At 71.7% G+C, this 26,374-nt stretch carries 20 protein-coding genes and 1 pseudogene; 8 read left to right on the forward strand and 13 right to left on the reverse strand.

Features of this window, described 5'->3' with window-relative positions:
• Positions 1-239: 239 nt before the first annotated feature.
• From murD to rsmH, 7 genes and pseudogenes are all read right to left on the reverse strand, one after another.
• Complete coding sequence (murD, locus tag ACIRHA_RS25135) at positions 240-1,682, reverse strand: UDP-N-acetylmuramoyl-L-alanine--D-glutamate ligase (protein ID WP_403849839.1); 1,443 nt, start codon at positions 1,680-1,682, stop codon at positions 240-242.
• On the reverse strand, positions 1,664-2,737 hold the full coding sequence (mraY, locus tag ACIRHA_RS25140; RefSeq protein WP_351338723.1) for a phospho-N-acetylmuramoyl-pentapeptide-transferase: 1,074 nt from the start codon (positions 2,735-2,737) through the stop codon (positions 1,664-1,666). Before mraY ends, murD begins: the two co-directional genes overlap by 19 nt.
• The gene (gene murF, locus ACIRHA_RS25145) at positions 2,737-4,137 is read right to left on the reverse strand and encodes a UDP-N-acetylmuramoyl-tripeptide--D-alanyl-D-alanine ligase (RefSeq protein WP_403849842.1); all 1,401 of its coding nucleotides are present in this window, start codon (positions 4,135-4,137) and stop codon (positions 2,737-2,739) included. The genes mraY and murF overlap by 1 nt, the downstream gene beginning before the upstream one ends.
• Before the next feature lie 4 nt (positions 4,138-4,141).
• Positions 4,142-5,826 (reverse strand): annotated as a pseudogene (locus tag ACIRHA_RS25150) (UDP-N-acetylmuramoyl-L-alanyl-D-glutamate--2,6-diaminopimelate ligase).
• Positions 5,823-7,859: a peptidoglycan D,D-transpeptidase FtsI family protein gene (locus ACIRHA_RS25155; protein WP_403849845.1), complete on the reverse strand. Its 2,037-nt coding sequence runs from the start codon at positions 7,857-7,859 to the stop codon at positions 5,823-5,825. The pseudogene ACIRHA_RS25150 and the gene ACIRHA_RS25155 overlap by 4 nt, the downstream one beginning before the upstream one ends.
• Before the next feature lie 4 nt (positions 7,860-7,863).
• Positions 7,864-8,436 (reverse strand): septum formation initiator family protein, encoded by a 573-nt coding sequence (locus ACIRHA_RS25160; protein WP_403849847.1) that lies wholly within the window; start codon positions 8,434-8,436, stop codon positions 7,864-7,866.
• 36 nt (positions 8,437-8,472) lie between these two features.
• Positions 8,473-9,429: a 16S rRNA (cytosine(1402)-N(4))-methyltransferase RsmH gene (rsmH, locus tag ACIRHA_RS25165; RefSeq protein ID WP_403849850.1), complete on the reverse strand. Its 957-nt coding sequence runs from the start codon at positions 9,427-9,429 to the stop codon at positions 8,473-8,475.
• Positions 9,430-9,809: 380 nt separating this feature from the next.
• Between rsmH and ACIRHA_RS25170 the strand changes: the two genes are divergently transcribed.
• The 4 genes from ACIRHA_RS25170 to ACIRHA_RS25185 all read left to right on the forward strand — a co-directional run bounded on the left by ACIRHA_RS25170 (position 9,810) and on the right by ACIRHA_RS25185 (position 15,519).
• A complete protein-coding gene (locus ACIRHA_RS25170) occupies positions 9,810-10,427 on the forward strand; it encodes a beta-class carbonic anhydrase (RefSeq protein WP_403849852.1) in 618 nt (205 codons plus the stop codon).
• A gap of 225 nt (positions 10,428-10,652) precedes the next feature.
• Positions 10,653-11,696, forward strand: coding sequence for an AAA family ATPase (locus ACIRHA_RS25175; protein WP_403849854.1), 1,044 nt, complete (start codon positions 10,653-10,655; stop codon positions 11,694-11,696).
• Entirely contained in the window at positions 11,696-13,117 is a 1,422-nt protein-coding gene (locus ACIRHA_RS25180; protein ID WP_403849856.1) for a DUF58 domain-containing protein, read from the forward strand. The genes ACIRHA_RS25175 and ACIRHA_RS25180 overlap by 1 nt, the downstream gene beginning before the upstream one ends.
• Positions 13,114-15,519: a DUF3488 and DUF4129 domain-containing transglutaminase family protein gene (locus tag ACIRHA_RS25185; protein WP_403849859.1), complete on the forward strand. Its 2,406-nt coding sequence runs from the start codon at positions 13,114-13,116 to the stop codon at positions 15,517-15,519. Before ACIRHA_RS25180 ends, ACIRHA_RS25185 begins: the two co-directional genes overlap by 4 nt.
• A 132-nt stretch (positions 15,520-15,651) precedes the next feature.
• Here ACIRHA_RS25185 and ACIRHA_RS25190 read toward each other — a convergent pair whose 3' ends face one another.
• From ACIRHA_RS25190 to ACIRHA_RS25200, 3 genes are all read right to left on the reverse strand, one after another.
• The gene (locus tag ACIRHA_RS25190; protein ID WP_403849861.1) at positions 15,652-16,077 is read right to left on the reverse strand and encodes a DUF3040 domain-containing protein; all 426 of its coding nucleotides are present in this window, start codon (positions 16,075-16,077) and stop codon (positions 15,652-15,654) included.
• 283 nt (positions 16,078-16,360) lie between these two features.
• Positions 16,361-17,173: a methyltransferase gene (locus ACIRHA_RS25195; RefSeq protein WP_403849864.1), complete on the reverse strand. Its 813-nt coding sequence runs from the start codon at positions 17,171-17,173 to the stop codon at positions 16,361-16,363.
• A 118-nt stretch (positions 17,174-17,291) separates the two neighbouring features.
• Positions 17,292-17,852: an SAV_6107 family HEPN domain-containing protein gene (locus ACIRHA_RS25200; RefSeq protein ID WP_403849866.1), complete on the reverse strand. Its 561-nt coding sequence runs from the start codon at positions 17,850-17,852 to the stop codon at positions 17,292-17,294.
• Positions 17,853-18,014: 162 nt separating this feature from the next.
• Between ACIRHA_RS25200 and ACIRHA_RS25205 the strand changes: the two genes are divergently transcribed.
• The 4 genes from ACIRHA_RS25205 (at position 18,015) to ACIRHA_RS25220 (ending at position 23,519) form a co-directional block, all read left to right on the forward strand.
• Positions 18,015-18,836, forward strand: coding sequence for an ATP-binding cassette domain-containing protein (locus tag ACIRHA_RS25205; protein WP_403849869.1), 822 nt, complete (start codon positions 18,015-18,017; stop codon positions 18,834-18,836).
• The gene (locus tag ACIRHA_RS25210; protein WP_403849872.1) at positions 18,808-20,892 is read left to right on the forward strand and encodes a YhgE/Pip family protein; all 2,085 of its coding nucleotides are present in this window, start codon (positions 18,808-18,810) and stop codon (positions 20,890-20,892) included. Before ACIRHA_RS25205 ends, ACIRHA_RS25210 begins: the two co-directional genes overlap by 29 nt.
• Before the next feature lie 35 nt (positions 20,893-20,927).
• Positions 20,928-21,554, forward strand: coding sequence for a TetR/AcrR family transcriptional regulator (locus ACIRHA_RS25215; RefSeq protein WP_403849874.1), 627 nt, complete (start codon positions 20,928-20,930; stop codon positions 21,552-21,554).
• A 468-nt stretch (positions 21,555-22,022) separates the two neighbouring features.
• Complete coding sequence (locus ACIRHA_RS25220; protein WP_403849877.1) at positions 22,023-23,519, forward strand: phytoene desaturase family protein; 1,497 nt, start codon at positions 22,023-22,025, stop codon at positions 23,517-23,519.
• A 91-nt stretch (positions 23,520-23,610) separates the two neighbouring features.
• On the opposite strand, the gene ACIRHA_RS25225 is transcribed toward ACIRHA_RS25220, so the two are convergent.
• From ACIRHA_RS25225 to thiE, 3 genes are all read right to left on the reverse strand, one after another.
• Positions 23,611-24,498 (reverse strand): hypothetical protein, encoded by an 888-nt coding sequence (locus tag ACIRHA_RS25225; RefSeq protein WP_403849879.1) that lies wholly within the window; start codon positions 24,496-24,498, stop codon positions 23,611-23,613.
• Positions 24,499-24,543: 45 nt separating this feature from the next.
• A complete protein-coding gene (metF, locus tag ACIRHA_RS25230) occupies positions 24,544-25,464 on the reverse strand; it encodes a methylenetetrahydrofolate reductase [NAD(P)H] (RefSeq protein WP_403849882.1) in 921 nt (306 codons plus the stop codon).
• Between the two features lie 105 nt (positions 25,465-25,569).
• A complete protein-coding gene (gene thiE / locus ACIRHA_RS25235; protein WP_403849884.1) occupies positions 25,570-26,217 on the reverse strand; it encodes a thiamine phosphate synthase in 648 nt (215 codons plus the stop codon).
• Positions 26,218-26,374: the final 157 nt, after the last annotated feature.

Below are 26,374 nucleotides of genomic sequence, written 5' to 3' on the forward strand. Positions count from 1 at the left end.
CACGTTCCCCTCCCGAAGGGTGCCCGGCGTCACCGGGCGCCCTCCAGGACCCTTCTGACGGATCTTGCTGGAGTCGCGGGCCCTGGCACGCACATCTGCGGCGTTGTCGTCGGTTGCCAACGCTCCGCGTTGACGCCCTCCTCCGCCTTGCAGCTGCACGCACCAGACCCCACTCGCGGAGCCGAATGACACGGCCGACCGCATCCAGCCTGATCCGTCAGACGGGCCCTGGAGCCCCGTCAGACGCTGGTGGCGCCCAGTTCGCGGACCGCTTCCGCGAACGCCTCGCCACGCTTGTTGTAGTTCGTGAACATGTCCATCGACGCGCAGGCCGGGGCCATCAGCACGGTGTCCCCCGTGCGGGCGAGCCGCGCTGCCTCCTGGACCGCCGCCGACATCGCCCCAGTGTCGGTCCGGTCGAGGTCGACGACCGGTACTTCCGGGGCGTGTCGTTGCAGGGCTTCCCGGATCAGGGCCCGGTCCGCGCCGATCAGGACGACGCCGCGCAGCCGCTTCGCCGCGCCCGTCACCAGCTCGTCGAAGGTCGCGCCCTTGGCGAGCCCGCCCGCGATCCACACGATGGACTCGTACGAGGCCAACGACGCCTGGGTGGCATGGGTGTTGGTCGCCTTCGAGTCGTCCACGTACGCGACGCCGTCCACGTCGGCGACGTGCTCGATGCGGTGCGCGTCCGGGCGGAAGTTCCGCAGCCCGTCCCGTACGGCCTGGGGCTCGACGCCGAAGGCGCGGGCGAGGGCCGCCGCCGCGAGCGCGTTGGCGATGTTGTGCGGGGCCGGCGGGTGGACGTCGGTGACCTCGGCGAGCTCCTGCGCGTTCTTCTGCCGGTTGTCGACGAAGGCGCGGTCCACGAGGATGCCCTCCACGACGCCGAGTTCGGAGGGGCCCGGGGTGCCGAGGGTGAAGCCGATGGCGCGGCAGCCCTCCTCGACATCGGCCTCGACGACCAGGTCCTCGGTCGCCTTGTCGGCGACGTTGTAGACGCAGGCGACCTGATTGCCTTCGTAGATACGGCCCTTGTCGGCGGCGTACGCCTCCATGGAGCCGTGCCAGTCGAGGTGGTCGGGCGCGAGGTTCAGGACGGCGCCGGAGTGGGCGCGCAGCGAGGGCGCCCAGTGCAGCTGGTACGAGGAGAGCTCGACGGCGAACACGTCGTACGCCTCGTCGCCTTCGAGGACGACGTCGACGATCGGCGTCCCGATGTTGCCGACGGCGGCCGTGCGCAGGCCCGCCGCGGCCAGGATCGACGCGAGCATCTGCGTCGTCGTGGTCTTGCCGTTGGTGCCGGTGATCGCGAGCCAGGGCGCGGCGTTCGGGCCGCGGAGGCGCCAGGCGATCTCGACGTCGCCGACGACGTCGACACCGGCCGCGGCGGCCTCCGCGAACAGTGGCGAGGAGGGCTTCCAGCCGGGCGAGGTGACGACGAGTTCGGTGTCCTCGGGCAGCGTGGAGGAGTCGCCGAGCTGTACGGAAATCCCCGCTTCTTTAAGAAGAGCGGCCTTTTCGCGGTGGGCCTCGCTGTCGCCGCCGTCCACGACGGTCACCGACGCGCCGAAGCCGGCCAGGGCGCGGGCGGCGCTGATGCCGCTCACGCCGAGACCGGCGACGGTGATGTTCATGCCCTGCCAGGAGCCCTGACCAGAAGTCACTTCTTGGCTGCCCATCCTGCGTAGAAGAGGCCGAGTCCGACGATCACGCACATGCCCTGGATGATCCAGAACCGGACCACGACAAGGACTTCGGACCACCCCTTGAGTTCGAAGTGGTGCTGGAGTGGTGCCATCCGGAAGACCCGCTTGCCGGTCATCCGGAACGAGCCGACCTGGATGACGACGGACATCGTGATGAGGACGAACAGGCCGCCCAGGAGCGCGAGAAGGAGTTCCGTGCGCGAGCAGATCGCGAGGCCCGCGAGGGCGCCGCCGAGTGCCAGCGAGCCGGTGTCGCCCATGAAGATCTTGGCGGGCGAGGTGTTCCACCACAAGAAGCCGAAACAGGCTCCCATCAAGGCCGATGCGACCACCGCCAGGTCGAGTGGGTCTCTGACCTCGAAGCACGCCCCTGGGTTGGTCAGGGTCTGCGCGTTGGCGCAGGACTCCTGGAACTGCCAGACACCGATGAAGGTGTACGCGCCGAAGACCATCACGGAGGCGCCGGTGGCGAGGCCGTCGAGGCCGTCCGTCAGGTTCACGCCGTTGGACATCGCGAGGATCATGAACAGCGCCCAGACCACGAACAGGACCGGGCCGATCGACCAGCCGAAGTCCTCCACGAAGGAGAGCTTGGTGGAGGCGGGCGTATTGCCGCGCACATCCGCGAACTGCAGTGAGACCACAGCGAAGGTGATGCCGACGATCAGCTGGCCGGCCATCTTCGCCTTGGCTCTGAGGCCGAGCGAACGCCGCTTGACGATCTTGATGTAGTCGTCGAGGAAGCCGACCAGCCCCATGCCCGCCATCAGGCCGAGGACGAGCAGACCCGACAGGGTCGGCGCCGCGCCGGTGATCAGCTTGCTGAGGAAGTACGCGATGAGGGTCGCCAGGATGAAGGCGATACCGCCCATGGTCGGCGTGCCGCGCTTGGCGTGGTGCTCGCGCGGGCCGTCGTCACGGATGAACTGGCCGTAGCCCTTGCGCGCAAGGAGCTTGATCAGCAGCGGCGTTCCGGCCAGCGTCAGGAAGAGACCGATGACGCCCGCGAACAGGATCTGCTTCATCATCAGGCATCAACCCCACCCTGCACGTCCGTGAGCAGCGTCTGGGCCACACTCTCCAGGCCCACCGACCTGGATGCCTTCACGAGCACGACATCTCCCGGGCGCAGCTCGCTGCGCAGCAGGTCGATCGCCGCCTGTGCGTCGGACACGTGCACCGACTCCTCACCCCACGAACCCTCGTTATAGGCGCCCAGTTGCATCCAGGACGCTTCCCTGCCCCCGACTGCAACGAGCTTGCTGACGTTGAGCCGGACGGCGAGCCGTCCGACGGCGTCGTGCTCGGTCAGCGACTCGTCGCCCAGCTCGGCCATCTGCCCGAGCACCGCCCACGTCCGGCGCCCCCTGCCCATGGCCACCAGCGCGCGCAAGGCCGCTCGCATGGACTCGGGGTTCGCGTTGTAGGCATCGTTGACGATCGTGACGCCGTCCGAGCGCTCGGTGACCTCCATCCGCCAGCGGGACAGGTTGCCCGCCTCGGAGAGCGCGAGGGCGATCTCCTCCACGGACATGCCAAGGTCATGGGCGACGGCGGCCGCGGCGAGCGCGTTCGACACGTGGTGCTCACCGTACAGGCGCAAGGTCACTTCGCTGCACCCGGAGGGTGTGTGCAGGCTAAAGGCGGGCTGTCCGGTCTCCGTGAGCCGGACATTCTCGGCACGTACGTCGGCGCTCGCGGCCTCTCCGAAGAAGAGCACCTTCGCCTTCGTACGGGAGGCCATGGCGCGCACCAGCGGGTCGTCCGCGTTGAGGATCGCGGTGCCCTCGGCGGGGAGGGCCTCCACCAGTTCGCCCTTCGCCACCGCGATCTGCTCGCGGCCACCGAACTCGCCGATGTGCGCGGTCCCGACGTTCAGGACGACGCCGACCTTCGGGGGCGTGAGGCCCGTCAGGTACGTGATGTGGCCGATGCCGCGGGCGCCCATCTCCAGGACGAGGAACTGCGTCTCGTCGGTGGCGGTCAGCGCGGTCAGCGGCAGGCCGATCTCGTTGTTGAACGAGCCGGGCGTGAAGATCGTGTCGGCCTTGCGGCGCAGCACCTGGGCGATCAGGTCCTTGGTGCTGGTCTTGCCGGCCGAGCCGGTCAACGCGACGAGTGTGGCGCCGAGTCGTGCGACCACGTGCCGGGCGAGTGCGCCGAGCGCCGCCTGGACGTCGTCGACGACGACGGCGGGCACGCCGACCGGGCGCGACGCCAGTACGGCGACGGCTCCCTTGTCGACGACCTCGCGCGCGTAGTCGTGGCCGTCGACCCGCTCGCCCACGAAGGCGGCGAACAGGCTTCCGGGTTCGACCTTGCGCGAGTCGATGACGACGGGTCCGGTCACCCGGACCCGCGGGTCCGGTATGTCGTACGTCTGCCCGCCGACGGCTGAGGCGATCTCGGCGAGGGAGAGGGCGATCACAACTTCATCCCTGGGTTTTCTGGTGGTCGGCGGTGGCCGCGGCGGCCGCCTCGATGGACGCGCGGAGCACCTGGCGGTCGTCGAACGGGCGGACCACGCCGGCGATGTCCTGGCCCTGCTCGTGGCCCTTGCCCGCGACGAGCACCGTGTCGCCGGGCTCGGCGCGCGCCACGGCGGCGGCGATGGCCGCGGCCCGGTCCTCGAACACGGCGACGTCGCCCCGCTCGTGGGCCGGCACGTCGGCGGCGCCCGCGAGCATGGTGGCGAGGATCGCGAGGGGGTCCTCGCCGCGCGGGTTGTCGGAGGTGAGGATGGCCGTGTCGGCGAACCGGGCGGCGGCCGCGCCCATCGGCATCCGCTTGGTCTTGTCCCGGTCGCCGCCGCAGCCGAGCACGATGTGCAGCTTGTTCTCGGTGACCTTGCGCAGCGCCCGCAGGACGGACTCGACGGCGTCGGTCTTGTGCGCGTAGTCGACGACGGCGAGGTACTTCTGGCCTGCGTCCACGCGCTCCAGGCGGCCGGGCACGCCGGGTACGGCGGCGACGCCGTCGGCCGCGGTCTGCGGGTCGATCCCGGCGACGGCGAGGGTGACGATCGCGGCGAGGGTGTTCGCGACGTTGAAGGCGCCCGGCAGCGGCGCCGTGGCGCTGATCCGCTCGCCCTTGGGGCCGACGACGGTCAACGTCGAGTCGAAAGGCCCCACTTCGACGTCCTCGGCGCGCCAGTCGGCGTCCGGGTGGCCCTCGGCGGAGAAGGAGACGACCGGGACCTCGGACTCGTCGATGAGCCGGCGCCCGTACTCGTCGTCGAAGTTCACGACGCCCTGTTTGCTGCGGGCCCGCGTGAACAGCTGCGCCTTCGCCTGGAAGTAGTCCTCCATGTCGGAGTGGAACTCCATGTGCTCCGGGCTCAGGTTGTTGAAGACCCCCACGTCGAAGACGCAGCCGTCGACCCGGCCCAGCACGAGGGCGTGGCTGGAGACCTCCATGGCGACGGCTTCGGTGCCGCGCTCGCGCATGACCGCGAACAGCGCCTGGAGATCGGTGGCTTCCGGAGTGGTGCGCTCGGACTTGATCCGCTCGTCGCCGATCCGCATCTCGACCGTGCCGATGAGGCCGGTGCTGCGGACCGTCTTGAGGCCGCCCTCGATGAGGTACGCGGTGGTGGTCTTGCCCGAGGTGCCGGTGATGCCGAGCTGGAGCAGGTCCTTGCCGGGGTGGCCGTAGATCGTCGCGGCCAGCTCGCCCATCCGGCCGCGCGGGTTCTGCACGACGAGCGGCACGAGGCCGGCGTCGGAGACGCGCTCCCAGCCCGCCGGGTCGGTGAGCGCGGCGACGGCACCGAGCGAGGCGGCCTGCGCGGCGAAGTCGGCACCGTGCGCGCGGGCTCCGGGCAGGGCCGCGTACAGGTCGCCGGGGCGCACCGCACGGGAGTCGTGGGTGATGCCGGTGACCTGCGCTGCGGCCTGGGGCGCGGGGACACCCAGTTGATCGGCGAGTTCCGCGAGGGGTGTGGCGGTGACCTCGACCGGTCGCGGCGGCCCGGGATATGTCACGGGTGCGCCCTTCTGGGTGATTTGGGACTGATCAGCGTGTGGCACGGCGTGAGCGTACCGGGCCCACCCCCCGCCGGGCGAAGCGAGGGGCGTGGCGCGGGGCGGTTCCCCGGATCGGAGGTGATGGCCGTCACGGCTCGAACGTCACGGGAAGTCGGGCCGGCTTGTGGCCCGTGGGCGGGGCCTGCAGCGTCTTCAGGGCGAACTCCATGACCTTCTTGTAGATCGGGCCACAGATCTGGCCGCCGAAGTAGCCGCCCTTGGTGGCGTTCTGGATCGCGCAGTAGACCGTGACGCGCGGCTTGTCGGCGGGCGCGAAGCCGGCGAACGACGACGTGTAGCCCTTGTAGCGGCCGGTGGCCGGATCCACACGGTTGGCCGTGCCCGTCTTGCCCGCGACGCGGTAACCCGGGATGCGGGCCTTCGCGCCCGTGCCCTCCTCGTCGTCGACCACGGACTCCAGCATCTGCGCGACGGTCTTGGCGGTCTTCTTGCTGACGACGCGGTTCTCCTTGGGCTTCGGCGCGGGCCTGAACCGCCCGTCGGGGCCCTTGGTGCCGCGTACGAGGGTGGGCTGCACGCGTACGCCGTCGTTGGCGATGGTCGAGTACACGGACGCGGCCTGCATCGCGTTGATGGAGAAGCCCTGGCCGAAAGGGATCGTGTACTGCTGCGAGGTCGACCACTTGTCGGCGGGCGCGAGGATGCCGGACGTCTCGCCGGGGGTGCCGAGGCCGCTCTCCCGGCCGATGCCGAACTTGCGCAGGTACGAGTAGAGCGTCTTGTTGGCCGCCGGCTGCGTCTTGCCGAGCTGGCCCGTCGCCAGGATGGTGCCGATGTTGCTGGACTTGGCGAGCACGCCGTTGAGCGTGAGGTGCCAGGTCGGGTGGTCGACGTCGTCCTGGAAGAGCCGGTCGCCGCGGTGCAGCCGGTTGGGCACGGTGACGTGGGTCCCCGGCGTGGCCGCGTTCTCCTCGAGGATGGCCGCCATCGACATGACCTTGGCGGTGGAGCCGGGCTCGTACGCGTCCTGGAGCGCGGCGTTGCCGAGGGCGGAGGCCTTGGCGTCGGCCAGGTCGTTCGGGTCGAAGCCGGGCGCGTTCGCCATGGCGAGCACCTCGCCGGTCTTGGTGTCCTGCACTATCACGTAGCCGCGGTCGGCCTGCGACTTCTTGACCTGCTCGTCGATCGCGTTCTGCGCGGCCCACTGGATGTCGCGGTCGATGGTCAGCTCGACGTCCGAGCCGGGGACCGCGGGCTGTTCGGTGGTGCCGGCGGTCGGCACCTGCTGGCCGCCCGACTGGGCGTAGCGGATCTTTCCGGCCTTGCCCGCGAGCTCCTTGTCGAGCTGCTGCTCGACGCCGCCGCCGCCCTTGCCGTCGGCGTTGACCCAGCCGAGGACGCCCGCGGCGAGATCGCCGTTCGGGTAGACGCGCTTGCTGCTGGGGTCGGCGACCACGCCGGAGAGCACGCTCGCCGCGCGGCCCGCGGCGTTCGCCTTCTCGTTCAGCGTGGTCCTGAGGTCCTTGATCTGCTTCCAGACCTGCGGCGTCTGCCGCGGGGCGAGCCGCACGTACCGCGTCTTCTTCGTCTTCAGTTTCTTGGTCAGCTCGGCCGCGTCGACCCCGATGATCGGCGACAGGAGTGCCGCCGCCTGCTCGGGCGCGTCGTCGACCTTGGTGGCCTTCTTCGTGAACAGCGTCGGGTCGGCGGTGATGTCGTACGCGTCCACGCTCGCGGCGAGCTCGACGCCGCCGCGGTCCGTGATGCCACCGCGCTCGGCGGCGATGGAGTGGCTGACGTATCGGTTCAGCGAGGCCTTCGCCGCGTACGCGCTGGCGTCGACGCCCTGCACCTGGAAGAGGCGGACGACGAAGACCATCAGGACCAGCGTGAGGCCCAGACTCACCATGCGCAGGCGCGGCCGGGGGCTGCCGAGGCGCAGCCGGGCGGCCGCCTTCGGCTTCGACGGGGCGGGGCGGGGGCGGCGGGCGGCCGGGCGCGGGGCGGGGCGGCCCTGCCGCGCGGCCTTGGGCCCGGACTTCGGCGCGGGCCCTGCGGTGCGCTTGGCCGCCCCCTTCGGCTGGGGCTTGGGCGCGGGCCTTCCGGTGCGCGGCGGGCGCGCGGGGCCTGGCACGCGGCGGCGCGGGGGCTCCCTGTCGGTCATGGCGTCACCTGCCGGTGCTCGAAGGGGAAGGCTCGACCGAGGAGTTCGGACTCGCCGACTCGGAAGGTTTGGCGGAGGGGGACGTGCCGGCCGAAGGAGACGGGCTCGTGGAGGGCGACGCGCTCGGGCTCGGGGTGGCGTCGGCGGTCTCCTGTGCCTTCGCCGGCTCGGGCCGGGGCGGGGCGGGCGGGCCGACCGCGGGGCTCGGCCTGCCCTTGACGGTGCCGTTCGGCTCCAGGAACGCCGGGTCGCCGCCGGGCACCATGCCGAGCCCGCGGGCGCGCCGCAGGAGGGCGTCGGGCGCCGAGTAGGAGTCGACGTCGCGCTGGAGTTCCTGCTCGTCGTCGGTGAGCTCGGTGGTCTGCTTCTTGAGCTTGGTGAGCTGGAACGAACCTTCGTTGAGCGAGGAGTTCAGCATCAGGAGCGTGATCAGCCCGCCGCCGAGGAGCAGCACGACGAGGAGGACGAACGGAGTGCGTGCGGCCTGCGGGCCGCCGGACGGGCCGAGCGGGAGCAGGCGCGCGAGGCGGGCGGCCCTGTCCCGAAGCGCACCTTTCGAGCCACTGCCGGCACTCATGACCACCCCTCCACGCGCGCGTACGTCACTCGGCCGTCACCCCTCGACATCCTCGCGGATGCGCTGCGCACCCCGCAGCCGCGCGGGAGCGGCCCGGCGGTTCTCCGCGACCTCTTCCTCCGTGGGGAGTTCGGCGCCGCGCGTGAGCAGCTTCAGCCGGGGCTGGTACTGCTCGGGGACGACGGGCAGTCCGGCCGGCGCCGTATTGCTCGCTCCGGCCGCGAACACCTGCTTGACCAGGCGGTCCTCGAGCGAGTGGTAGGACAGGACGGCGATCCGGCCGCCGACGGCGAGCGACTTCACGGCGCCCGGGATCGCCCGCTCGAGCACGCTCAGTTCGCCGTTGACCTCGATGCGCAGGGCCTGGAAGGTGCGCTTGGCCGGGTTGCCGCCGGTGCGCTTCGCGGCCTGCGGCAGGGAGTCGCGGATCAGCTCGACGAGCCGGGCGCTGTTGCTGAACGGCTCCTTCTCGCGCTCGCGCACGATGGCCGAAACAATGCGCTTGGCCTGCTTCTCCTCGCCGTACTGGCGGAGGATCCGCACCAGTTCACCCGGCGCGTACGTGTTGAGCACCTCGGCGGCACTCATCCCGGTCGTCTGGTCCATGCGCATGTCGAGCGGCGCGTCCTGCGCGTACGCGAAGCCGCGGTCGGCCTCGTCGAGCTGCATGGAGGAGACGCCGAGGTCGAACAGGACGCCCTGCACCTTCGGGATGTCCAACCGGTCGAGGACCTCGGGCAGTTCGTCGTAGACGGCGTGCACGAGGGTGGCGCGGTCGCCGAAGGGCGCGAGCCGCTCGCCGGAGAGCCGCAGCGCTTCCTTGTCGCGGTCGAGCGCGATCAGGCGGCACGAGGGGAACGTGGAGAGCAGCGCCTCGCTGTGCCCACCGAGGCCGAGCGTGCAGTCGACGACGACCGCTCCCGGCTGGGCGAGCGCCGGAGCCAACACGTCCAAGCAGCGTTGGAGCATGACCGGAACGTGTCGCTGGCTCAAGGGTCCCTCTCAAGTCCGGCGTGGGGACGTACGCACTGCCGGGTCCCCGCCCGCTCGTGAAGGGGAAGGTGGTCCGTCGGCGCCGGGGAAGTGACGCCGGCCGACCGGAGCGGGAGGAGGCCGAGCCGTACGTACGCGCCGCGCACGCGGGGAGCGTTCCGACGCGTGCCGGGGCGGCAGTGCCGGGATCTCCGTGTTGCATCGTTGCGTGGTTATCTGGGGTCGGCGTCACTTTAGTCCACGGTGCCCCCCGGTCAATCAACCGGTCGACCAAGCGGACTGCGCGTCGCGGCCGCCACGGCCCGAAGCCGCGAATCGGGTGAATTCACCCGAGCGGCCGAGCCCGTGTCCCCCTGTGGGTTCGCTCACAACAAGGCTCAATGATGTTCTTTGTCCGCTCTCACAGCGGGCCCGGACCAGGCGTGACGGCTACCGTCACAGTCATGACGACTTCTGCTCACCTCCCCTCTGGGACCCCCTCCGAAGGCGCCATAGCCGCCGACGGCAGCGTGACCGACCGCCTCGTCGACGCGAACGCGCGGTACGCCGCGGCGTTCACCGACCCCGGCATGGACGCACGTCCGGTACTGCAGGTCGCGGTCGTCGCGTGCATGGACGCCCGCCTCGACCTGCACGCCGCCCTCGGCCTCGAACTCGGCGACTGCCACACGATCCGCAACGCGGGCGGCGTCGTCACCGACGACGTGATCCGCTCCCTCACCGTCAGCCAGCGCGCGCTCGGCACCCGCAGCGTGGTCCTCATCCACCACAGCAACTGCGGCCTCGAAGGGCTGACCGAGGACTTCAGGACCGACCTGGAGATGGAGGTCGGCCAGCGCCCCACCTGGGCCGTCGAAGGCTTCCGCAATGTCGACCAGGACGTGCGCCAGTCCATCCAGAAGGTGCGCACCTCCCCGTTCCTGTTGCACACCGACGACGTGCGCGGCTTTGTCTTCGACGTGAAGACAGGACTGCTGCGGGAGATCGAGCCGGCCTGACAGCCCGTCCGATCGCGGTCGACCTTCCTCCCAAAAAGCCCTAAGCCCTGACATATCGCGGCCAGTTGTCCACAGGCGAGTGACACGAACCGGTAACGCCAACAAGAATGCGTGTGTGACATCCGCACGAGCGGCGAACATCTCGTGCGCGCTGTCCGTGTATCGGGGTGGGCCGGTTCGCGTCGTAGCGCGTCGGCCCGGAAAGTACGGGCCGAGGAGGGCTGGGTGACGACCTATGACGATCGAGCGAGCCTTACTGATCTGACCACCACCGCGGAACGCGTGCGCGGGTCGGTGGAGGGAGTGATCGAGGGCAAGCCTGAGGTCGTACGGCTCTCGCTGACCGTGCTGCTCGCCGAGGGGCACCTGCTCATCGAGGATGTGCCGGGCGTCGGCAAGACGATGCTGGCCAAGGCGCTCGCGCGGTCCATCGACTGCTCGGTGCGCCGCATCCAGTTCACGCCCGACCTGCTGCCGTCGGACATCACCGGGGTGTCGATCTGGGACCAGCAGCGGCGGGACTTCGAGTTCAAGCCCGGCGCGATCTTCGCGCAGATCGTGATCGGGGACGAGATCAACCGCGCGTCCCCGAAGACGCAGTCGGCGCTCCTGGAGTCCCTGGAGGAGCGCCAGGTCACCATCGACGGCACGACCTACGAACTGCCCAGCCCATTCATGGTGGTGGCCACCCAGAATCCGGTCGAGATGGAGGGCACCTACCCGCTGCCCGAGGCCCAGCGCGACCGCTTCATGGCCCGCGTCTCCATCGGCTATCCGAGCCCGGAGGCCGAGCTGCAGATGCTGGACGTGCACGGCGGCGTGAACCCGCTGGACGACCTGCAGCCGGTGGCGCACGCGCACGAGATCGTGAAGCTCATCGACGCCGTGCGCACGGTCCATGTCGCCGACGCCGTACGGCGCTACGCGGTGGACCTGGTCACCGCCACGCGCACCCACCCCGACCTCAGACTCGGCGCATCCCCGCGCGCGACGCTGCACCTGCTGCGGGCGGCCAAGGCGGCCGCGGCCCTCAGCGGCCGCGAGTACGCGCTGCCCGACGACGTGCAGACGCTGGCCGTGGCGGTCCTGGCGCACCGTCTGCTGCCCACCGCCCAGGCCCAGTTGAACCGGCGCACCGCCGAGCAGGTCGTCCTCGACATCCTGCAGCGCACCCCGGTCCCGGCCGCCGAACCCCGCGCCGCGCAGACCTACGACTCGACGACGCCCCCGCTGTACGGCCAGCAGCCGCCCGGTCCGCGGAGGCTCTGATGACGTCGGGGGGACAAGCAGGGAGCTACGCGCCGGATCCGGGGGGCGGATTCACGGACGGTGGCGCGAGCAGGAACGTCGGCGACAAGAGCGGTGTGCGCACCGCCCTCGCCGGACTCACCACGCGCGGCCGCTCGTTCCTGGCCGCCGGCATCGCGGCGGGGATCTGCGCATACGTCCTCGGGCAGAGCGATCTGCTCCGGGTCGGCCTGCTGCTCTCGGTGCTGCCGCTGGTCTGCGCGGGCGTCCTGTACCGCACCCGCTACCGGGTCGCGGGCAGCCGCAGGCTCTCCCCCGCGCGCGTACCCGCGGGTTCCGAGGCACGCGTGCACCTGCGCATGGACAACATCTCCCGGCTGCCGACCGGCCTGCTGATGCTCCAGGACCAGGTGCCGTACGTGCTCGGGCCGCGGCCCCGGTTCGTCCTCGACCGGGTCGAGGCGGGCGGCCGCCGCGAGGTGTCCTACCGGGTCCGCTCCGACCTGCGCGGCCGCTATCCGCTCGGCCCGCTGCAACTGCGCCTCACGGACCCCTTCGGCATGTGCGAACTGACCCGGTCCTTCTCCACGTACGACAGCCTGACGGTGATCCCGCGCGTCACCGCACTGCCTCCCGTGCGGCTCACCGGTGAGGCCAAGGGATACGGGGACGGGCGGCAGCGCTCGCTCGCCCTGGCCGGCGAGGACGACGTGATCCCGCGCGGCTACCGGTACGGGGACGATCTGCGCCGCGTGCACTGGCGGCTGACCGCGCGCTACGGCGAGCTGATGGTGCGCCGCGAGGAGCAGCCGCAGCGGGCCCGCTGCACCGTACTGCTCGACACCCGCGCGCCCGCCTTCCTGGGCGCCGGGCCCGACTCGGCCTTCGAGTGGGCGGTGTCCGGCGCGGCCTCCGCTCTGGTGCACATGCTCGAACGCGGCTTCTCCGTCCGGCTGTTGACGGACACGGGCAACGCGGTGCCGGGCGAGGGCACCGACGGCTTCGCGGGCGCCAGCCAGGAGTCGGCCGACGCGGCGGGCCTGATGATGGACACGCTCGCCGTCGTCGACCACTCCGACAGCGGCACGCTCTCCGCCGCGTACGACGTGCTGCGCGGCGGCAACGAAGGACTTCTGGTGGCCTTCTTCGGCGACCTGGACGAGGAGCAGGCCTCCGTCGTCGCCAAGATGCGCCGCCGCAGCGGTGGCGCGCTCGCCTTCCTCCTGGACAGCGACTCCTGGACCCAGGGCCCCGGGGCACCGGTTTCGGAGCGCTGCGCCGAGCGGCTGCGGATGCTGCGGGAAGCGGGCTGGACCGCGGTGGCCGTGCCGCACGGCGCGTCCCTGGAGGAGCTCTGGCGGCAGGCGGACCGGGAGCGTACGGGACTGTCCGCACCGACCGGTGCCCCGCGTTCCCCGAACACTTCAGGGGGTTGGTCATGAGCGGCGGCGCCCGCCTGTCGATCTGCGCCACGCTGGCCACGTTCCTGGCCTCGTGCGCGCTGCTCCCGCTGGTCGACCGGTCCACCTGGCTGATCCAGACCGCGATCCTGCTCGTCATCCAGGCCGCGGTGGGCGCGCTCGCCCGCCGGGTGCCGCTCGCCCGCCCGCTGACGGTGGCGGCGCAGGCCCTGGTGTCGCTGCTGCTGCTCACCGTTGTCTTCGCCCGCGACCAGGCGATCGCCGCGTTCCTGCCGGGCCCCGAGGCCTTCCGGCACTTCGGGGTGCTGCTCCAGGCGGGCGGCGAGGACGTGGGCCGGTACGCCATACCGGCGCCGCTGACCGACGGCATCCGGCTGATGCTGGTGGGCGGCGCGCTGGCGATCGGCCTTTTCGTGGACGCCCTCGCGGTGACGTTCCGCAGCGCGGCCCCGGCGGGGCTGCCGCTGCTCGCGCTGTACTCGGTCGCCGCCGGGCTCTCCGAGGGCGGCGCCGACTGGCTGTGGTTCCTGCTGGCGGCGGGCGGGTACCTCCTGCTGCTGCTCGCGGAGGGGCGCGACCGGCTCTCCCAGTGGGGCCGGGTGTTCGGCGGCGCCGGGCGGGCACCCGGCGCGTCCACGCCCGTGCTGGAGGGCGGTGGCGGCGTCCTCGCCCCGGTCCGCACAGGACGCCGGATCGGCGCTGTCGCCCTGGGGCTCGCCCTGGTGGTGCCGCTCGTGCTGCCCGCCCTGGACAGCGGGATCCTCGGCCCGTCCGGCAGCGGTGTGCGCGGCGGGGCCGGGGGCGGCGGCACGATCTCCGCGGTCAACCCGCTGGTCTCGCTGCAGAACAGCCTGAACCAGCCGGAGGACCGGGAGGTGCTGACGTACCGGACGAATGCGGACCAGACGTCCGACATGTATCTGCGGATCGTGGCGCTCGACGAGTTCGACGGCACGACCTGGCGGCCCTCGGTACGCAGCATCGACGACGTGCCGTCCACCCTGCCGGACCCGCCGGGTCTGGGCGCCGACGTGCGCAGGACCCAGGTGCGGACGAAGATCTCGGCGGCCGGCTGGTACGCGCAGGACTGGCTGCCGATGCCCTACCCGGCGACGCAGGTGGGGATCGACGGGCGCTGGCGGTTCGAGCGGGTCGGCCGGACGCTGGTGGGCGACCACGGGCAGACCACGCGCGGGAAGACGTACACCGTCGACAGCCTGGTCGTACGGCCGACGCCGCAGCAGCTCGCCGAAGCGGGAGCGCCGCCGGACGGCATGGTCCGCGAGTTCACCAAGGTGCCCGCCTCGCTGCCGGACGTGGTGCGCACGACCGCGCTCAAGGTCACCGAGGGCGCGTCGAACAACTACGAGCGTGCGGTGAAGCTGCAGGACTACTTCGCGGTCAGCGGCGGCTTCACCTACAACACGGAGGTGCGGGCCGGCAGCGGTTCCGCCGCGATCGCCCGGTTCCTGCACCAGAAGGAGGGCTTCTGCGTCCACTTCTCCTTCTCGATGGCCGCCATGGCCCGCACGCTGGGCATCCCGGCCCGCGTCGCCGTCGGCTTCACGCCGGGTGTGCCCGCGGGTGAGGGGACGTACTCGGTGGGGCTGCGCGACGCGCACGCCTGGCCCGAGCTGTACTTCGAGGGCGTCGGCTGGACCCGCTTCGAGCCCACGCCCAACCGCGGCACGGCCCCGGACTACACGGTCGAGAACGACCCCGCGGGCAGCCCCAGCAATCCGGCGGCGCCCAGCGAGTCCGCCTCCGCCGTGCCCTCGGCCCCGGAGCCCTCGACCTCGCAGAGCTGCTCGCTGGCCGAGCGCAAGGAGGGCGGCTGCGCCGGCGCCGCGCCCGGGGCCGTCGGTGGTTCACCGGACGACGGGCCGCCGGTCGGCACGATCGCCGTGGTGTCGCTGATCGCGCTGCTGGTCGTCGCCGTGCCGCTGCTGCCGATGCTGTGGCGCAGGCGGGTCCGGGCGGTGCGGCTCGGCTCGGCGGGGCGCACGGAAGCCGATGCCGCCGGGCGCACATTGGCCGCGTGGCGCGAGGTCACGGACACGGCGTGGGACCACGGCATCGGGCCGGACGACTCGCAGACCCCGCGGACGGCGGCGGCCCGCATCGTCCGGATCGGCGAACTCGGGCCGGACGCGGCCGACAGCGTGCACCGGGTGGCCGCGGCGGTGGAGCAGATTCTGTACGCGCCGCGGCCCCGGCCCGTGTCGGGTCTCGGCGAGGACGTACGTCGCCTGCACGACGACCTGCACGCGAAATCGAGCCGGTCGACACGGCTCCGGGCGACGTTCGCGCCCCGCTCGGCCGTCCGGGTGGTGTGGGCGGCGACGCGCCGCTGGGAGACGTTCACGCTGGGCGTGCGCGCCCGGTTCACGCGGCCGACGCGGCCGAACCGCCAGGAAGGCTGAGCGGGCCGGTCGGCTCAGTGGTCTGGTTGGCTCAGCGGGCCGGCCGGATCAGCGGGCCGGTTATGCGTAAAGGGTGACCGCGCGACGCGGTCACCCTTTACGCATGTCTGTCGGCGGCTGCCTGCTCGCCGCTCAGCGGCCGCCCTGTCCGCCCTGCTCGTCCCTGCGGCGCTGCCAGCGCTGCTCGATGCGGTCCATCATGGAGCGCTTCTGCTTGCCCTGCCGTCGGGTCGCCGGTGCGCCCGGCACGGCTCCGGCGGCTCCGGCTTCCGGCTGCTCCCCTGGTTTGGGGGCCTTGCGCCAGCCGGTGACGGCGAGCACCGCACATCCCAGCATGACGAGGAACCCCACCACGCTGATCCAGATCTGCTGCGCGACCATTCCTGCCATGAGGAGCGCGATACCCACCAGGAAGCCCACGACTGCCTGGTAGACCCGACGTCGGGTGTATGTACGCAGCCCGCTTCCCTCAAGCGCTGTCGCGAACTTGGGATCTTCGGCGTACAGCGCTCGCTCCATCTGCTCGAGCATGCGCTGCTCGTGCTCCGAGAGCGGCACGGAGTCCTCCTCATCGTGCAGTCGCCGGGGCGACCGGGGGTCCCCTTCAGGATAGGCAGGGAATCGCCCCCGTGAAACCCGCCCCTCTACGCCAACTTCGCCATTGTCGACCGCGACACGGCGTCCCGGCTCACAGGGCGACATGCCCCAGCGGCCGACCCGTCATGCCGGACGGTCACCTCAGATCATACGGCGCCGAGCGTCCGATCGGGTGGCCTGTGGCGTACTCCATCAATCGCTGCGCCGCTGATCAGCGGCGGCTGACGGCCATCGGTCGGCCCGGTCAGCCCTCTTGGGCCACTCGCTTCTCACCGAGCACGTGCAGTTGCGTGGCCACGGCATGGAAGGCGGGCAGCTCGGCGGCGGCCGCCTCGAGCTTCAGCAGCTCCCGCTGCGCGCTCGGCTCCGTGTCCACGAGGACGCCCGGGACGAGGTCCGCGAAGACCCGCACCCCGTGCACCGCGCCGACGTCCACGCCGGCCCCGCCGAGGAGCTCCGTGAGCTGCTCGGCCGTGAAGCGGCGCGGCACCGGGTCGCCCTCGCCCCAGCGGCCCGCCGGGTCGTCGAGCGCCTGCCTGGCCTCCTTGAAGTGCCCCGCGAGGGCCCGCGCGATGACGGCGCCGCCGAGGCCCGCGGCGAGCAGGCTGAGCACGCCGCCGGAGCGCAGCGCCCCCACGACGTTGCGCACGCCCTCCGCCGGCTCCTCCACGTACTCGAGGACGCCGTGGCACAGGACCGCGTCGTATCCGTCGCGCTCGACGACGTCGAAGAGGCCCGAGACATCGCCCTGGACGCCGCGCACCCGGTCGGCGACGCCGGCCTCCGCCGCCCTGCGCTCCAGGGCGAACAGCGCGTTCGGACTCGGGTCGACGACGGTGACGCGGTGGCCCAGCTGGGCCACCGGCACCGCGAAGTTGCCACTGCCGCCACCGGTGTCGAGTACATCGAGAGCCCCTTGGCCCTCACTCCCCGCCGACTTGGCGCGCCGGTCGAGGGCGTCCTTGAGGACGTCCCAAACCACGGCGGTACGGAGGGAGGCGCGGGGCCGCGAGGAGTCGGAACGCGGTGACGTGGTTCGAGGGCGGTGATCCGACACGGCAGGTGACTCCTCGGGGCGGCTCCGACCGGCGGCGGAGCAAGTACTGGTTCGGGCGCCTCCACCCTAATGGGCGCGGCCCGGCGACCACGCCATGCGTGCGCGCGGTCCCGGGGCGCTACCCGGCGTCCTGCACCTTTCTCCGGCTCGTACGCTCGTCCCCCTCCTGCCGGGGCTTGGGCAGCACCGGCTGCAGCACGAGCGCGCGCTCGACGAGGCGCAGGAACATCGCCACGTCGCGCAGCAGGTCGTCGGCGTCGCGGGCCGTGGCCGCGTCGCGTATGCCCGCCTCCGCGCGGGCCCGCTTGGTGGCTCCCGCGGCGAAGAGGGCGCTCCACTCCGCCAGTTCGGGAGCTATCTCGGGGAGCACTTCCCACGCGCTGCGTATCTTCGCGCGGCGCCTGGGCGTGGACTCGGGCCTGCCGCGGGCCGCGAGCACGGCGGCCGCGGTGCGCAGCGCGGCGAGATGGGCCGTGGCGTACCGCTCGTTCGCCGTCTCGAGCCCGGACGCCTCGTCGAGTCCGGCGCGGGCCTGGGCGAGCAGGTCGAGGGCGGCGGGCGGGGCGCCGGCCCGGCGGAGGACCGGGTGGATGTCGCTCGCCGGTCCGGTGGGTGAGGGGGCAGGGCCGGTGGCGCCGCGGCGGGTGGCAGCTGTGGTGGGTGCCTTGTGTCCAGCCATGACGAACCTCCTGTCGTCTGTGTGACGGCGCTGTGGCCGTATGTGCCCATCGTGGGGTACGCCACTGACAATCGGCCCTGACCAGGCATTTTGCTTCGATCGGAAGTTCGGGCTAACTTTTGCACTGACCAGTCAGTTCAAATAAGTGCCCAGGGGGGACCCATGGACGGCCCGGCGAGCGGGGCGACGAGCGCGGACGAGCAGGGGGCGACGGCCGGAGCCTCGGTGGCCGCCACGGACTTCGGCCTGAAGGGGCCGCGGGGCTGGGCCTTCCGGGGCATCGGCGTCGACGCGGCGGCGGGTTCGCTCATCGCGGTCGAGGGGCCCTCCGGCAGCGGGCGCACCTGCCTGCTGCTCGCACTGACCGGGCGGATGCGGCCGAGCGAGGGCACGGCGCGGGTCGGCGGGATGCGGCTGCCGAAGCAGCTGACCGCCGTACGCAGGATGAGCGCGCTCGCGCACGTGCCCGGCGTGACGGAGCTCGACCCCGCTCTGACCGTGGCCGAGCACCTGCGGGAACAGGCGCTGCTGCAGCGGAGGTTCGACGGAACGCTGCGCGGACTGCTGCGCACGCCCGCCGAGCGGCGGGCCGAGGCGAGCCTGCGCATCGACGCCGCGCTCGCCGCCGCCGGGCTCGACACCGAGACCCTGCCGAAGGGCTCCCGCACCTCCGTGCGCGACCTGGAGCGCCTCGAGGCGCTGCGCCTGTCCCTGGCGCTCGCGCTCATCGCCCGGCCGCGCCTGATCGGCGTCGACGACACCGACCTGAAGCTCGCGGACGCCGAGCGGGCCGAGATCTGGGCCCAGTTGCGTGCCGTGGCCGACGCCGGCACGACGGTCGTCGCCGTGTGCAGCGAGGCCCCCGAAGGGGCGGTCGTCGTGTCGACCGCCCCGGTGAACACCACGAACGACACCGCGGGCGGATCCGCGGACGAGACCGCGAAGGAGACGGCCGATGCGCTCGCCGAAGCTCGCCGCGCTTGAACTCAGGCGCTTCGGCAGGGGGAAGCTGCCGCGTGCCGCACTCGTCGCGCTCCTGCTGCTGCCACTGCTCTACGGGGCGCTGTACCTGTGGTCGTTCTGGGACCCGTACGGAAAGCTCGACAAGATCCCGGTGGCGCTCGTCAACGACGACAAGGGCGCGTCGGCGGCGGGGCAGAAGATCAGTGCGGGCGACGACATCACCAAGGGCCTGTACGACAGCGACACCTTCCAGTGGCACGAGGTCGACTCCGCGCAGGCGAAGAAGGGCGTGGAGGACGGCACGTACTACCTGTCGCTGACCATGCCGAAGGACTTCAGCAAGCGCATCGCGTCGAGTTCGGGCGACTCGCCCGAGACCGGCGCCCTTCAGGTGCGTACGAACGACGCGAACAACTACATCGTCGGGCAGATCTCCCGGACGGTCTTCTCCGAGGTGCGCTCCGCGGCGTCCACCAACGCGTCGCGCTCGTTCCTCGACAAGATCTTCGTGTCCTTCTCGGATATCCATGACGCGACGAAGAAGGCGGCCAAGGGCGCGGACCAGCTGGAGGGCGGCATCGGCAAGGCCAAGAAGGGCTCGAAGGACCTCGCCGACGGCCTCCAGGACGCCAAGAAGGGCAGCGGCGACCTGGAGAGCGGCCTGACCAAACTCACCACCGGGGCCGGTGACCTGGAGTCGGGGTCCCGACAGGTGTCCGACGGCACGCAGTTGCTCGCCGACAAGGTGAACGGCGCCGCCGATCAGGTGCGCCCCTTCCTGAAGGGCAACAAGAAGGCGATCGCCGACACGGCTCGCCTGGTCGCCGACTCCGCGCAGGGCGTGCGGCACAACCTGGACACCCTGGTGAAGATCGCCCCCACCGCGCGCACGGGCGCGCACGCGGGCTCCGAAGCCCTGGACGCCGTCTACGAAAGGCGCTGCGAGAAGGCGGTGATCGACGATCCGGCCTGCCCGGACCTGAAGAAGGCGAAGACGGCGGCGAACGACGTCGCCACGATCTCCGACGACCTCAACACGCTCATCCAGGACGAGCACGGGAACCTCGGCCAGATGGACAGCCACCTGGCGATGCTCCAGAAGCAGTCCGAGAACCTGGCCGCGCACGCCCCGACCCTCGACCAGGACGTCGAGAGCGCGGTCGCCCAGATCAACAAGCTCAACGACGGGGCCGGCCAGGTCGCCGCGGGTGCCGAGAAGCTGCACACCGGGCTCGGAACAGCGCACACCGGGTCGACGGAACTCGACGCCGGGGTGGGCAAGTTGGAGACCGGCGCGAACGACCTGGACGGCGGCATGTTCAAGCTGGCCGACGGTTCGGGCGAGCTCGCGGGCGGACTGCACGACGGCGTACAGAAGATCCCCGACTACGACAAGAAGGACCGCGATCAGCGCACCGGGGTGATGTCCGACCCCGTCAAGCTGGCCTCCCAGTCGCTGCACAAGGCGCCCAACTACGGGACGGGCTTCGCCCCGTACTTCATCCCGCTCTCCCTGTGGGTGGGCGCGATGGTCGCCTACATGCTGATCCAGCCGATGAACCGGCGCGCCCTCGCGGCGGGCGCCTCGTCCTGGCGGGTGGCCTTCGCGGGCTGGCTGCCCGTGGCCGCGCTCGGGTGCCTCCAGGTGGCGGCCCTGATGTCCGTACTGCACTGGGCACTTGGGCTGGAGATGCTGCACGCGGCGGGAACCGTCGGCTTCCTGTTCCTGGTCACGGCGTGCTTCGCGGCGATCGTGCAGTGGCTGAACGCGCGCTTCGGGGCGGCGGGCCGCATCCTCGTGCTCGCCTTCCTGATGCTTCAGCTGACGTCGGCGGGCGGCACGTACCCCGTGCAGACGAGCCCCGGCTTCTTCAACGCGCTCCACCCGTTCCTGCCGATGAGCTACGTCGTGGAGGCCCTGCGGCGACTGATCTCCGGCGGGGGGCTCGGGCCGGTGTGGCAGGCCTGCGTGGTGCTCACGGCGTTCACGGTGGGCGCGCTCGCCCTCACCGCGTGGACGGCCCGGCGCAAGCAGGTCTGGACACTGGACCGGCTGCACCCGGAGCTGAGCCTGTGAGCGCGCCCACATCGGCTCCTGTGAGAATCAGGGGCATGGAAAGCAGCACACGGCGCCAGGCCACCCGGCAGAAGCTCTACGAGGCCGCGGTCACGCTCATCGCGGAACAGGGCTTCTCCGCGACCACCGTCGACGAGATCGCCGAGCGGGCCGGGGTCGCGAAGGGCACGGTCTACTACAACTTCGCCAGCAAGTCGGTCCTCTTCGAGGAGTTGCTGCGGCACGGCGTCGGTCTCCTCTCCGCCTCCCTCCGGGAGGCAGCGCAGAAGTCGGACGAGAACGGCGGCAGCAAGGTCGACGCCCTGGACGCGATGATCCGTGCGGGTCTCGAGTTCATCGACCAGTACCCGGCCTTCACCCAGCTCTACGTCGCCGAGCTGTGGCGCACCAACCGTGCTTGGCAGTCCACGCTCGCCGTGGTCCGCAACGAGACGGTGGCCGTGGTCGAGGACGTTCTGCGGTCCGCGGTGGAGAGCGGTGAGCTGAGCGAGGAGATCGACGTGCCGCTCACGGCGGCGGCTCTCGTGGGCATGGTCCTCGTGGCCGCCCTGGACTGGCAGGCGTTCCAGCCGGAGCGCTCGCTGGACGACGTGCACGGCGCGCTCTCGCTGCTGCTCCAGGGGCGGGTGGGCGGCGGGCAGCCGCTGACGGGGAAGGCCTGAGACACAGCACCCCCCAGCGACCGGGCCGGGGCCCGGCACAAATGAAGCGCCGGTCCGGCAGGGCCTGTGGTCGTTCTCAGGCCGCACCGGACCGGCGCATCCCCCGTGGATCCCCCGTTTCCCCCGTGGGATCCCCCGTTCCCCCGTTGGACCCCCGTCAGGTCTCCCCCAGGGTGGTCCCCCGTCCTCACTCCCGCCCTTGCGGGCGAGAGGAGCGGCAAGAGGCACTCGATCCGTTCCGCCGCCCCGTGTCGGCGGTGCCGCATCCGTGCCCCTCTCCGTGGTCTCCACTCTCCCGTCCGCGCAGGTCGGGCCCCATCCGCGTACCTACTCATCTCCCCGACTAGGTACGGATACTCAGGCGTGCGCGCTCAAGCCCAGGTGGACTCCGTGCCTGCACTCAGCGGACCGCCGCGGCGGTCCGACCTGGCGGCGGCGTTGTCAGTGGTGGCGGATAAGGTCCCTGGCATGGCACGAATTGCGGTGATCGGCGCGGGGATGGGCGCCATGGCGGCCGCCGCTCGGCTGGCCGTCGCGGGCCACCGACCGGTGATCTTCGAGCGCGCGTCGACGTACGGCGGGTCGCTGGGCCGCATCGAGCGCGACGGCTTCGCGTTCGACACGGGTCCGGGGCTGCTCCAGCTGCCCGCGGTCCACCGGGACTTGTTCATCAAGACCGGCAAGGAGCCGCTGGAGGACCTCGTCGGCCTCACCCAGATCGAGCCCGCCGTGCGGCACGTCTTCGCGGACGGCACGACGGCGGACCTGCCGAACGCGCGGCGGGCGGGCGTCGCCGAGGCCCTGGACGCGACGGTCGGCTCGGGCGCGGGCGAGCACTGGTCGGCGTTCGTCAACCGCGCGCGGGAGGCCTGGGACCGCTCGCGGCGCCCCCTGCTCGAAGAGCCGCTGTGGCCGAACTGGCAGGTGCTCGCCGACCGCGAGCCGTACCCCGCGGTCGTGCACAAGCGGGTCCTGCGCAAGGACCGCGCGGCGCGGACGCTCGCCGAGATCGGCGCGCTCGAACTGGGCGGGGAGCCGCACCTCGTGGCGCTCCTGGAGCAGTACGCGCTGGCGTACGGCCTCGATCCCCGTACGGCCCCCGCGAGCGTTGCCGTGCTGCCCTACATGGAGCAGACGTTCGGGACGTGGGCGGTGGCCGGCGGAATGCGAGCCCTCGCGGACGCCGTGCACGCGCGCTGCCTGAAGCGGAAGGTCGAGTTCAGATTCGGCTCGGCCGTCACCCGGATCGTGGCCAAGGACGGGCGCGCGGCAGGCGTGGAACTGGCCGACGGCACGGTGGAGGACGCCGAGTTCGTGGTGGCGGGCGTCGCTCCCGGCACCCTGAGCGGGCTGCTTCCCGGCCGGTCCGTGCGCGCCGAGGGTCCTGCCCAGCGCGAGTCGGCGTGGCCGAGCCGGCTGACCGTGCACCTCGCGCTGCGCGGGGCCCGCCCGCAGGACACCCCGCATCGCACGGTGGTGCACGCGGCGGACAGGGACGCCGAGTTGGCATGGCTCTTCGAAGGCGGCGCGGCGCCGCGGAGACCGACGGTGGCCGTACTGCGCACCGGTGACGCTTCGGCGGTGCCGGACGCCGGGCACGAGGCGGTGACCCTCACAGTGACCGTCCCGGCGCACGCACGCGTGGAAGAAGCCGACGTGGAGCGGATCCTCGCGGCGGCCGAGCGGGCGGTGCCCGGGCTGCGCGAGCGGCTGCTGTGGCACGAGGTGCGCACCCCGCAGGACATCGCCGAGGCCACCGGGGCCGAGGGCGGCGCCGTGCCCGCCCCCGCGCTCGCGGCGGCGCGCGGCGAGCTGCTGCACGCGTCGAACACCACGGCCCTGCCCGGCCTGATGACCGTGGGCGGCTGGTCCCACCCGGGCGGCGGCCTGCCGCACGCGGTCATGTCCGGCGCGCTGGTGGCGGGCCTGATCGTGGAGGGCCCGGACTTCCAGGGCTCGCAGTGAGCCCCGGGCTCGGCGTGCACCGCGGGAGCCCCTGATACGCGACGAGCCCCGAGCGCCTCAGCTGCTCGGGACTCCGCGTTCGGTGCCTGCCTCAGTACCTGTACTGCTGCTCGTTGTACCCGGTGTTGTCGTACCCGTTGTTGTCGTACCCGGTGTTCGGGTCGTGCTGCGGGTACGTCGGGTACTGCTGCTCGGGCGGCAGTTCACCGCCGTAGTTCTGCTGCTGACCGTCGCCGTCCCGCTGCTGCGGCACCCAGACGCCGCCGGGGGGTGTCTCCCCGCCGTAGCCCGCGGCCGCCGCGTACGGGTCGGCATAGCCCTGCCCCGTGGCGTACGGGTCGCCGTACTGGGGCTGCGCCGGGTACGTCTGCGTCCCGATGTACGGGTCCGAGTACGGGGCGGCGTACGGCTGCTGAGCCGGGTCGTACCCGTAGCTCTGCTGGTCGTAGCCGTAGGACCCGGCGTCGTAGCCGTAGTCCTGCATCCCGTGCGCCGCCTGGGCGGTCTGGGCGTACGCCGAGTCCTGGTAGACGCCGTACTGGCTGGTGTCATCGGGCATCGGCTCGGTGGCGGCGTACACCGCCGTGCTCTCGACCGCCGGCTCCGGGACCGGCGCGTACTCCTGCGGCGCCGGCTCGTACTCCAGGTCCGTGACCTGGAGCGTCGGGTCCTGGTGCAGCTCCTTCTCGGAGCGCCGCCCCCGGTCGGCTCCGGGAACACCCGGAACGCCCTTGAGCGACCAGCCCGCGGCGAACCCGCGGCGGAACGACAGCGTGACGTACGTCTGCCCGATCGCGAACGCGATGGCCCCGGCCCCGATGACGTACACCGAAGGAATCAGGACGCCGATCACGACTCCGAGGAAGCCGCCGAAGGCGAGCAGCCGCCAGCGCAGCCGTGCCTTGTACTGCAGCAGGACCTCACCGAGGAGCCACAGTGCCACCAGTCCGAACGCGACATAGAGGACCGCCCAGCCCATGTACGCCCCTCTCGTACGGCCGTAGCCCTTGTGGGTACGGCGGAATCAGCCCCGCTCGTGGTGCAGGCCCAGGTTCTCGTAGATCTCCAACGTTGCCGTGGAGTTGTTGAGCGTAATGAAGTGCAGACCCGGCACTCCCTCGTCAAGCAGCTTGGCGCAAAACTCCGTAGCGAACTCGATGCCAATGGAGCGTACAGCGGCTGGATCGTCTTTCGCTGTGAGGATTCGCTCTTTCAACTCCGGAGGGAAGTCCGCGTTGCTCAACTTGGGCAGGCGTTCGAGCATGCGCACGCTCGTCACCGGCATGCATTCCGGGATGATCGGCGTCTCGCAGCCGGCCGCTGCGACCTTGTCGCGCAGCCGCAGATACTCCTCGGGGTAGAAGAACATCTGCGTGATCGCGTAATCGGCGCCCGCACGACACTTGTCGACGAAGTGCCGCACGTCGGAGTCCCAGTCGGCCGAGCGCGGGTGCATCGCGGGGAATGCGGCGACGCCGACGCAGAAGTCCCCGGACTCCTTGATCAATTCAACGAGTTCGGCCGCGTACGTGAGGCCTTCGGGATGCGAGATCCAGTCGCCCATCGGGTCGCCGGGCGGGTCACCGCGGACCGCGAGCATGTTCCGGATCCCGGCGTCGGCGTACTGGCCGATGATGTTGCGCAGTTCGGCGACCGAATGTTCGACGGCGGTGATGTGGGCCACCGGCGTCAGCGTCGTGTCGGCGACGATCTGCTCCGTCTCCTTGACGGTGCCCGCGCGCGTGGAGCCGCCCGCGCCGTACGTCACGGAGACGAAGTCAGGTGAGACCGCCTCGACCCTGCGCAGGGCGTTCCACAGGTTGCGCTCGCCCTTCGGGGTCTTCGGCGCGGAGAACTCGAACGAAAAAGCAGTCTTGCCGGGCGCGAGCATGTCGCTCACCCGGCGGGCGCGATCAGTCCTGGTGGAAGCGGTACCTAGGGCCATACGGGCAGGTTACTGACCGATATCCAAAGCCCCTAATCCCCGTCCACCTTGCGGACAGGCCGCCGGGACGGGCGTTACCGGCGGGTTCTTTCGGGGCCGCGCAGGTCACACGGCGCGCAGGCGCTTCGCGAACTCGGCTGCCGCGGCGGCCGGATCGTCGGCCTCCGTGATGGCCCGGACGACGACGGCTCTGCGGGCGCCGGCGTCCAGGACCTCGTCCAGATTCGTGAGGTCGATGCCGCCGATCGCGAACCAGGGGCGGTCCGTGTCCAGGCCCGCCGTGTAGCGCACGAGGTCCAGGCCGGGGGCGTACCGCCCGGGCTTGGTCGGGGTCGGCCAGCAGGGGCCCGTGCAGAAGTAGTCCACGCCTTCCTGGACGGCGGCCGCGGCGGCCTCGTCCCGCGCGTGCGTGGAGCGGCCGATGAGCACGTCCTCGCCGAGGACGGCGCGGGCCGCGGGGACCGGCAGGTCGCCCTGGCCGAGGTGCAGCACGTCCGAGCCGGTCGCGTGGGCGACGTCCGCGCGGTCGTTGACCGCGAACAGCTTGCCGTGGCGGCGGGCCGCGTCGGCGAACACCTGGAGGTGCTCCAGCTCCTCGCCGGCCTCCATGCCCTTGTCGCGCAGCTGCACGATGTCGACGCCGCCGGCCAGCACGGCCTCGAGGAACTCCGGCAGATCACCCTGGCGCCTGCGCGCGTCGGTGCACAGGTAGAGCCGCGCATCGGCGAGCAGTGCGCGCTTGGATTCCGCCATGAAGTCCCCCCGTGGGTCGTGCGATATCGGTGGCGTGGGGCCCCCCGGGGGCGCCGGGGGCCCCCCCGCCCGGTGGGACGGGCGCACCCGCCCGCCCGGGGGGGCCCCCGAAACCCCCCGCCCCCCATATGCCGCAAACCCCGCCCGGGCGGGCCCC

This window comes from Streptomyces sp. NPDC102360 (assembly GCF_044766085.1).
Taxonomy (GTDB): domain Bacteria; phylum Actinomycetota; class Actinomycetes; order Streptomycetales; family Streptomycetaceae; genus Streptomyces.

Bases quoted from the DNA above. Each gene is read 5' to 3' on its own strand.
- ACIRHA_RS25225 (WP_403849879.1), bottom strand. From the start codon at position 24,498: ATGGGCTGGGCGGTCCTCTATGTCGCGTTCGGACTGGTGGCACTGTGG.
- ACIRHA_RS25170 (WP_403849852.1), top strand. From the start codon at position 9,810: ATGATGTTCTTTGTCCGCTCTCACAGCGGGCCCGGACCAGGCGTGACG.
- ACIRHA_RS25185 (WP_403849859.1), top strand. From the start codon at position 13,114: ATGAGCGGCGGCGCCCGCCTGTCGATCTGCGCCACGCTGGCCACGTTC.
- ACIRHA_RS25215 (WP_403849874.1), top strand. From the start codon at position 20,928: ATGGAAAGCAGCACACGGCGCCAGGCCACCCGGCAGAAGCTCTACGAG.
- ACIRHA_RS25180 (WP_403849856.1), top strand. From the start codon at position 11,696: ATGACGTCGGGGGGACAAGCAGGGAGCTACGCGCCGGATCCGGGGGGC.
- ACIRHA_RS25220 (WP_403849877.1), top strand. From the start codon at position 22,023: ATGGCACGAATTGCGGTGATCGGCGCGGGGATGGGCGCCATGGCGGCC.
- ACIRHA_RS25160 (WP_403849847.1), bottom strand. From the start codon at position 8,436: ATGAGTGCCGGCAGTGGCTCGAAAGGTGCGCTTCGGGACAGGGCCGCC.
- ACIRHA_RS25200 (WP_403849866.1), bottom strand. From the start codon at position 17,852: ATGGCTGGACACAAGGCACCCACCACAGCTGCCACCCGCCGCGGCGCC.
- murD (WP_403849839.1), bottom strand. From the start codon at position 1,682: ATGGGCAGCCAAGAAGTGACTTCTGGTCAGGGCTCCTGGCAGGGCATG.
- ACIRHA_RS25155 (WP_403849845.1), bottom strand. From the start codon at position 7,859: ATGACCGACAGGGAGCCCCCGCGCCGCCGCGTGCCAGGCCCCGCGCGC.
- metF (WP_403849882.1), bottom strand. From the start codon at position 25,464: ATGGCCCTAGGTACCGCTTCCACCAGGACTGATCGCGCCCGCCGGGTG.
- ACIRHA_RS25210 (WP_403849872.1), top strand. From the start codon at position 18,808: ATGCGCTCGCCGAAGCTCGCCGCGCTTGAACTCAGGCGCTTCGGCAGG.
- mraY (WP_351338723.1), bottom strand. From the start codon at position 2,737: ATGATGAAGCAGATCCTGTTCGCGGGCGTCATCGGTCTCTTCCTGACG.
- ACIRHA_RS25205 (WP_403849869.1), top strand. From the start codon at position 18,015: ATGGACGGCCCGGCGAGCGGGGCGACGAGCGCGGACGAGCAGGGGGCG.
- thiE (WP_403849884.1), bottom strand. From the start codon at position 26,217: ATGGCGGAATCCAAGCGCGCACTGCTCGCCGATGCGCGGCTCTACCTG.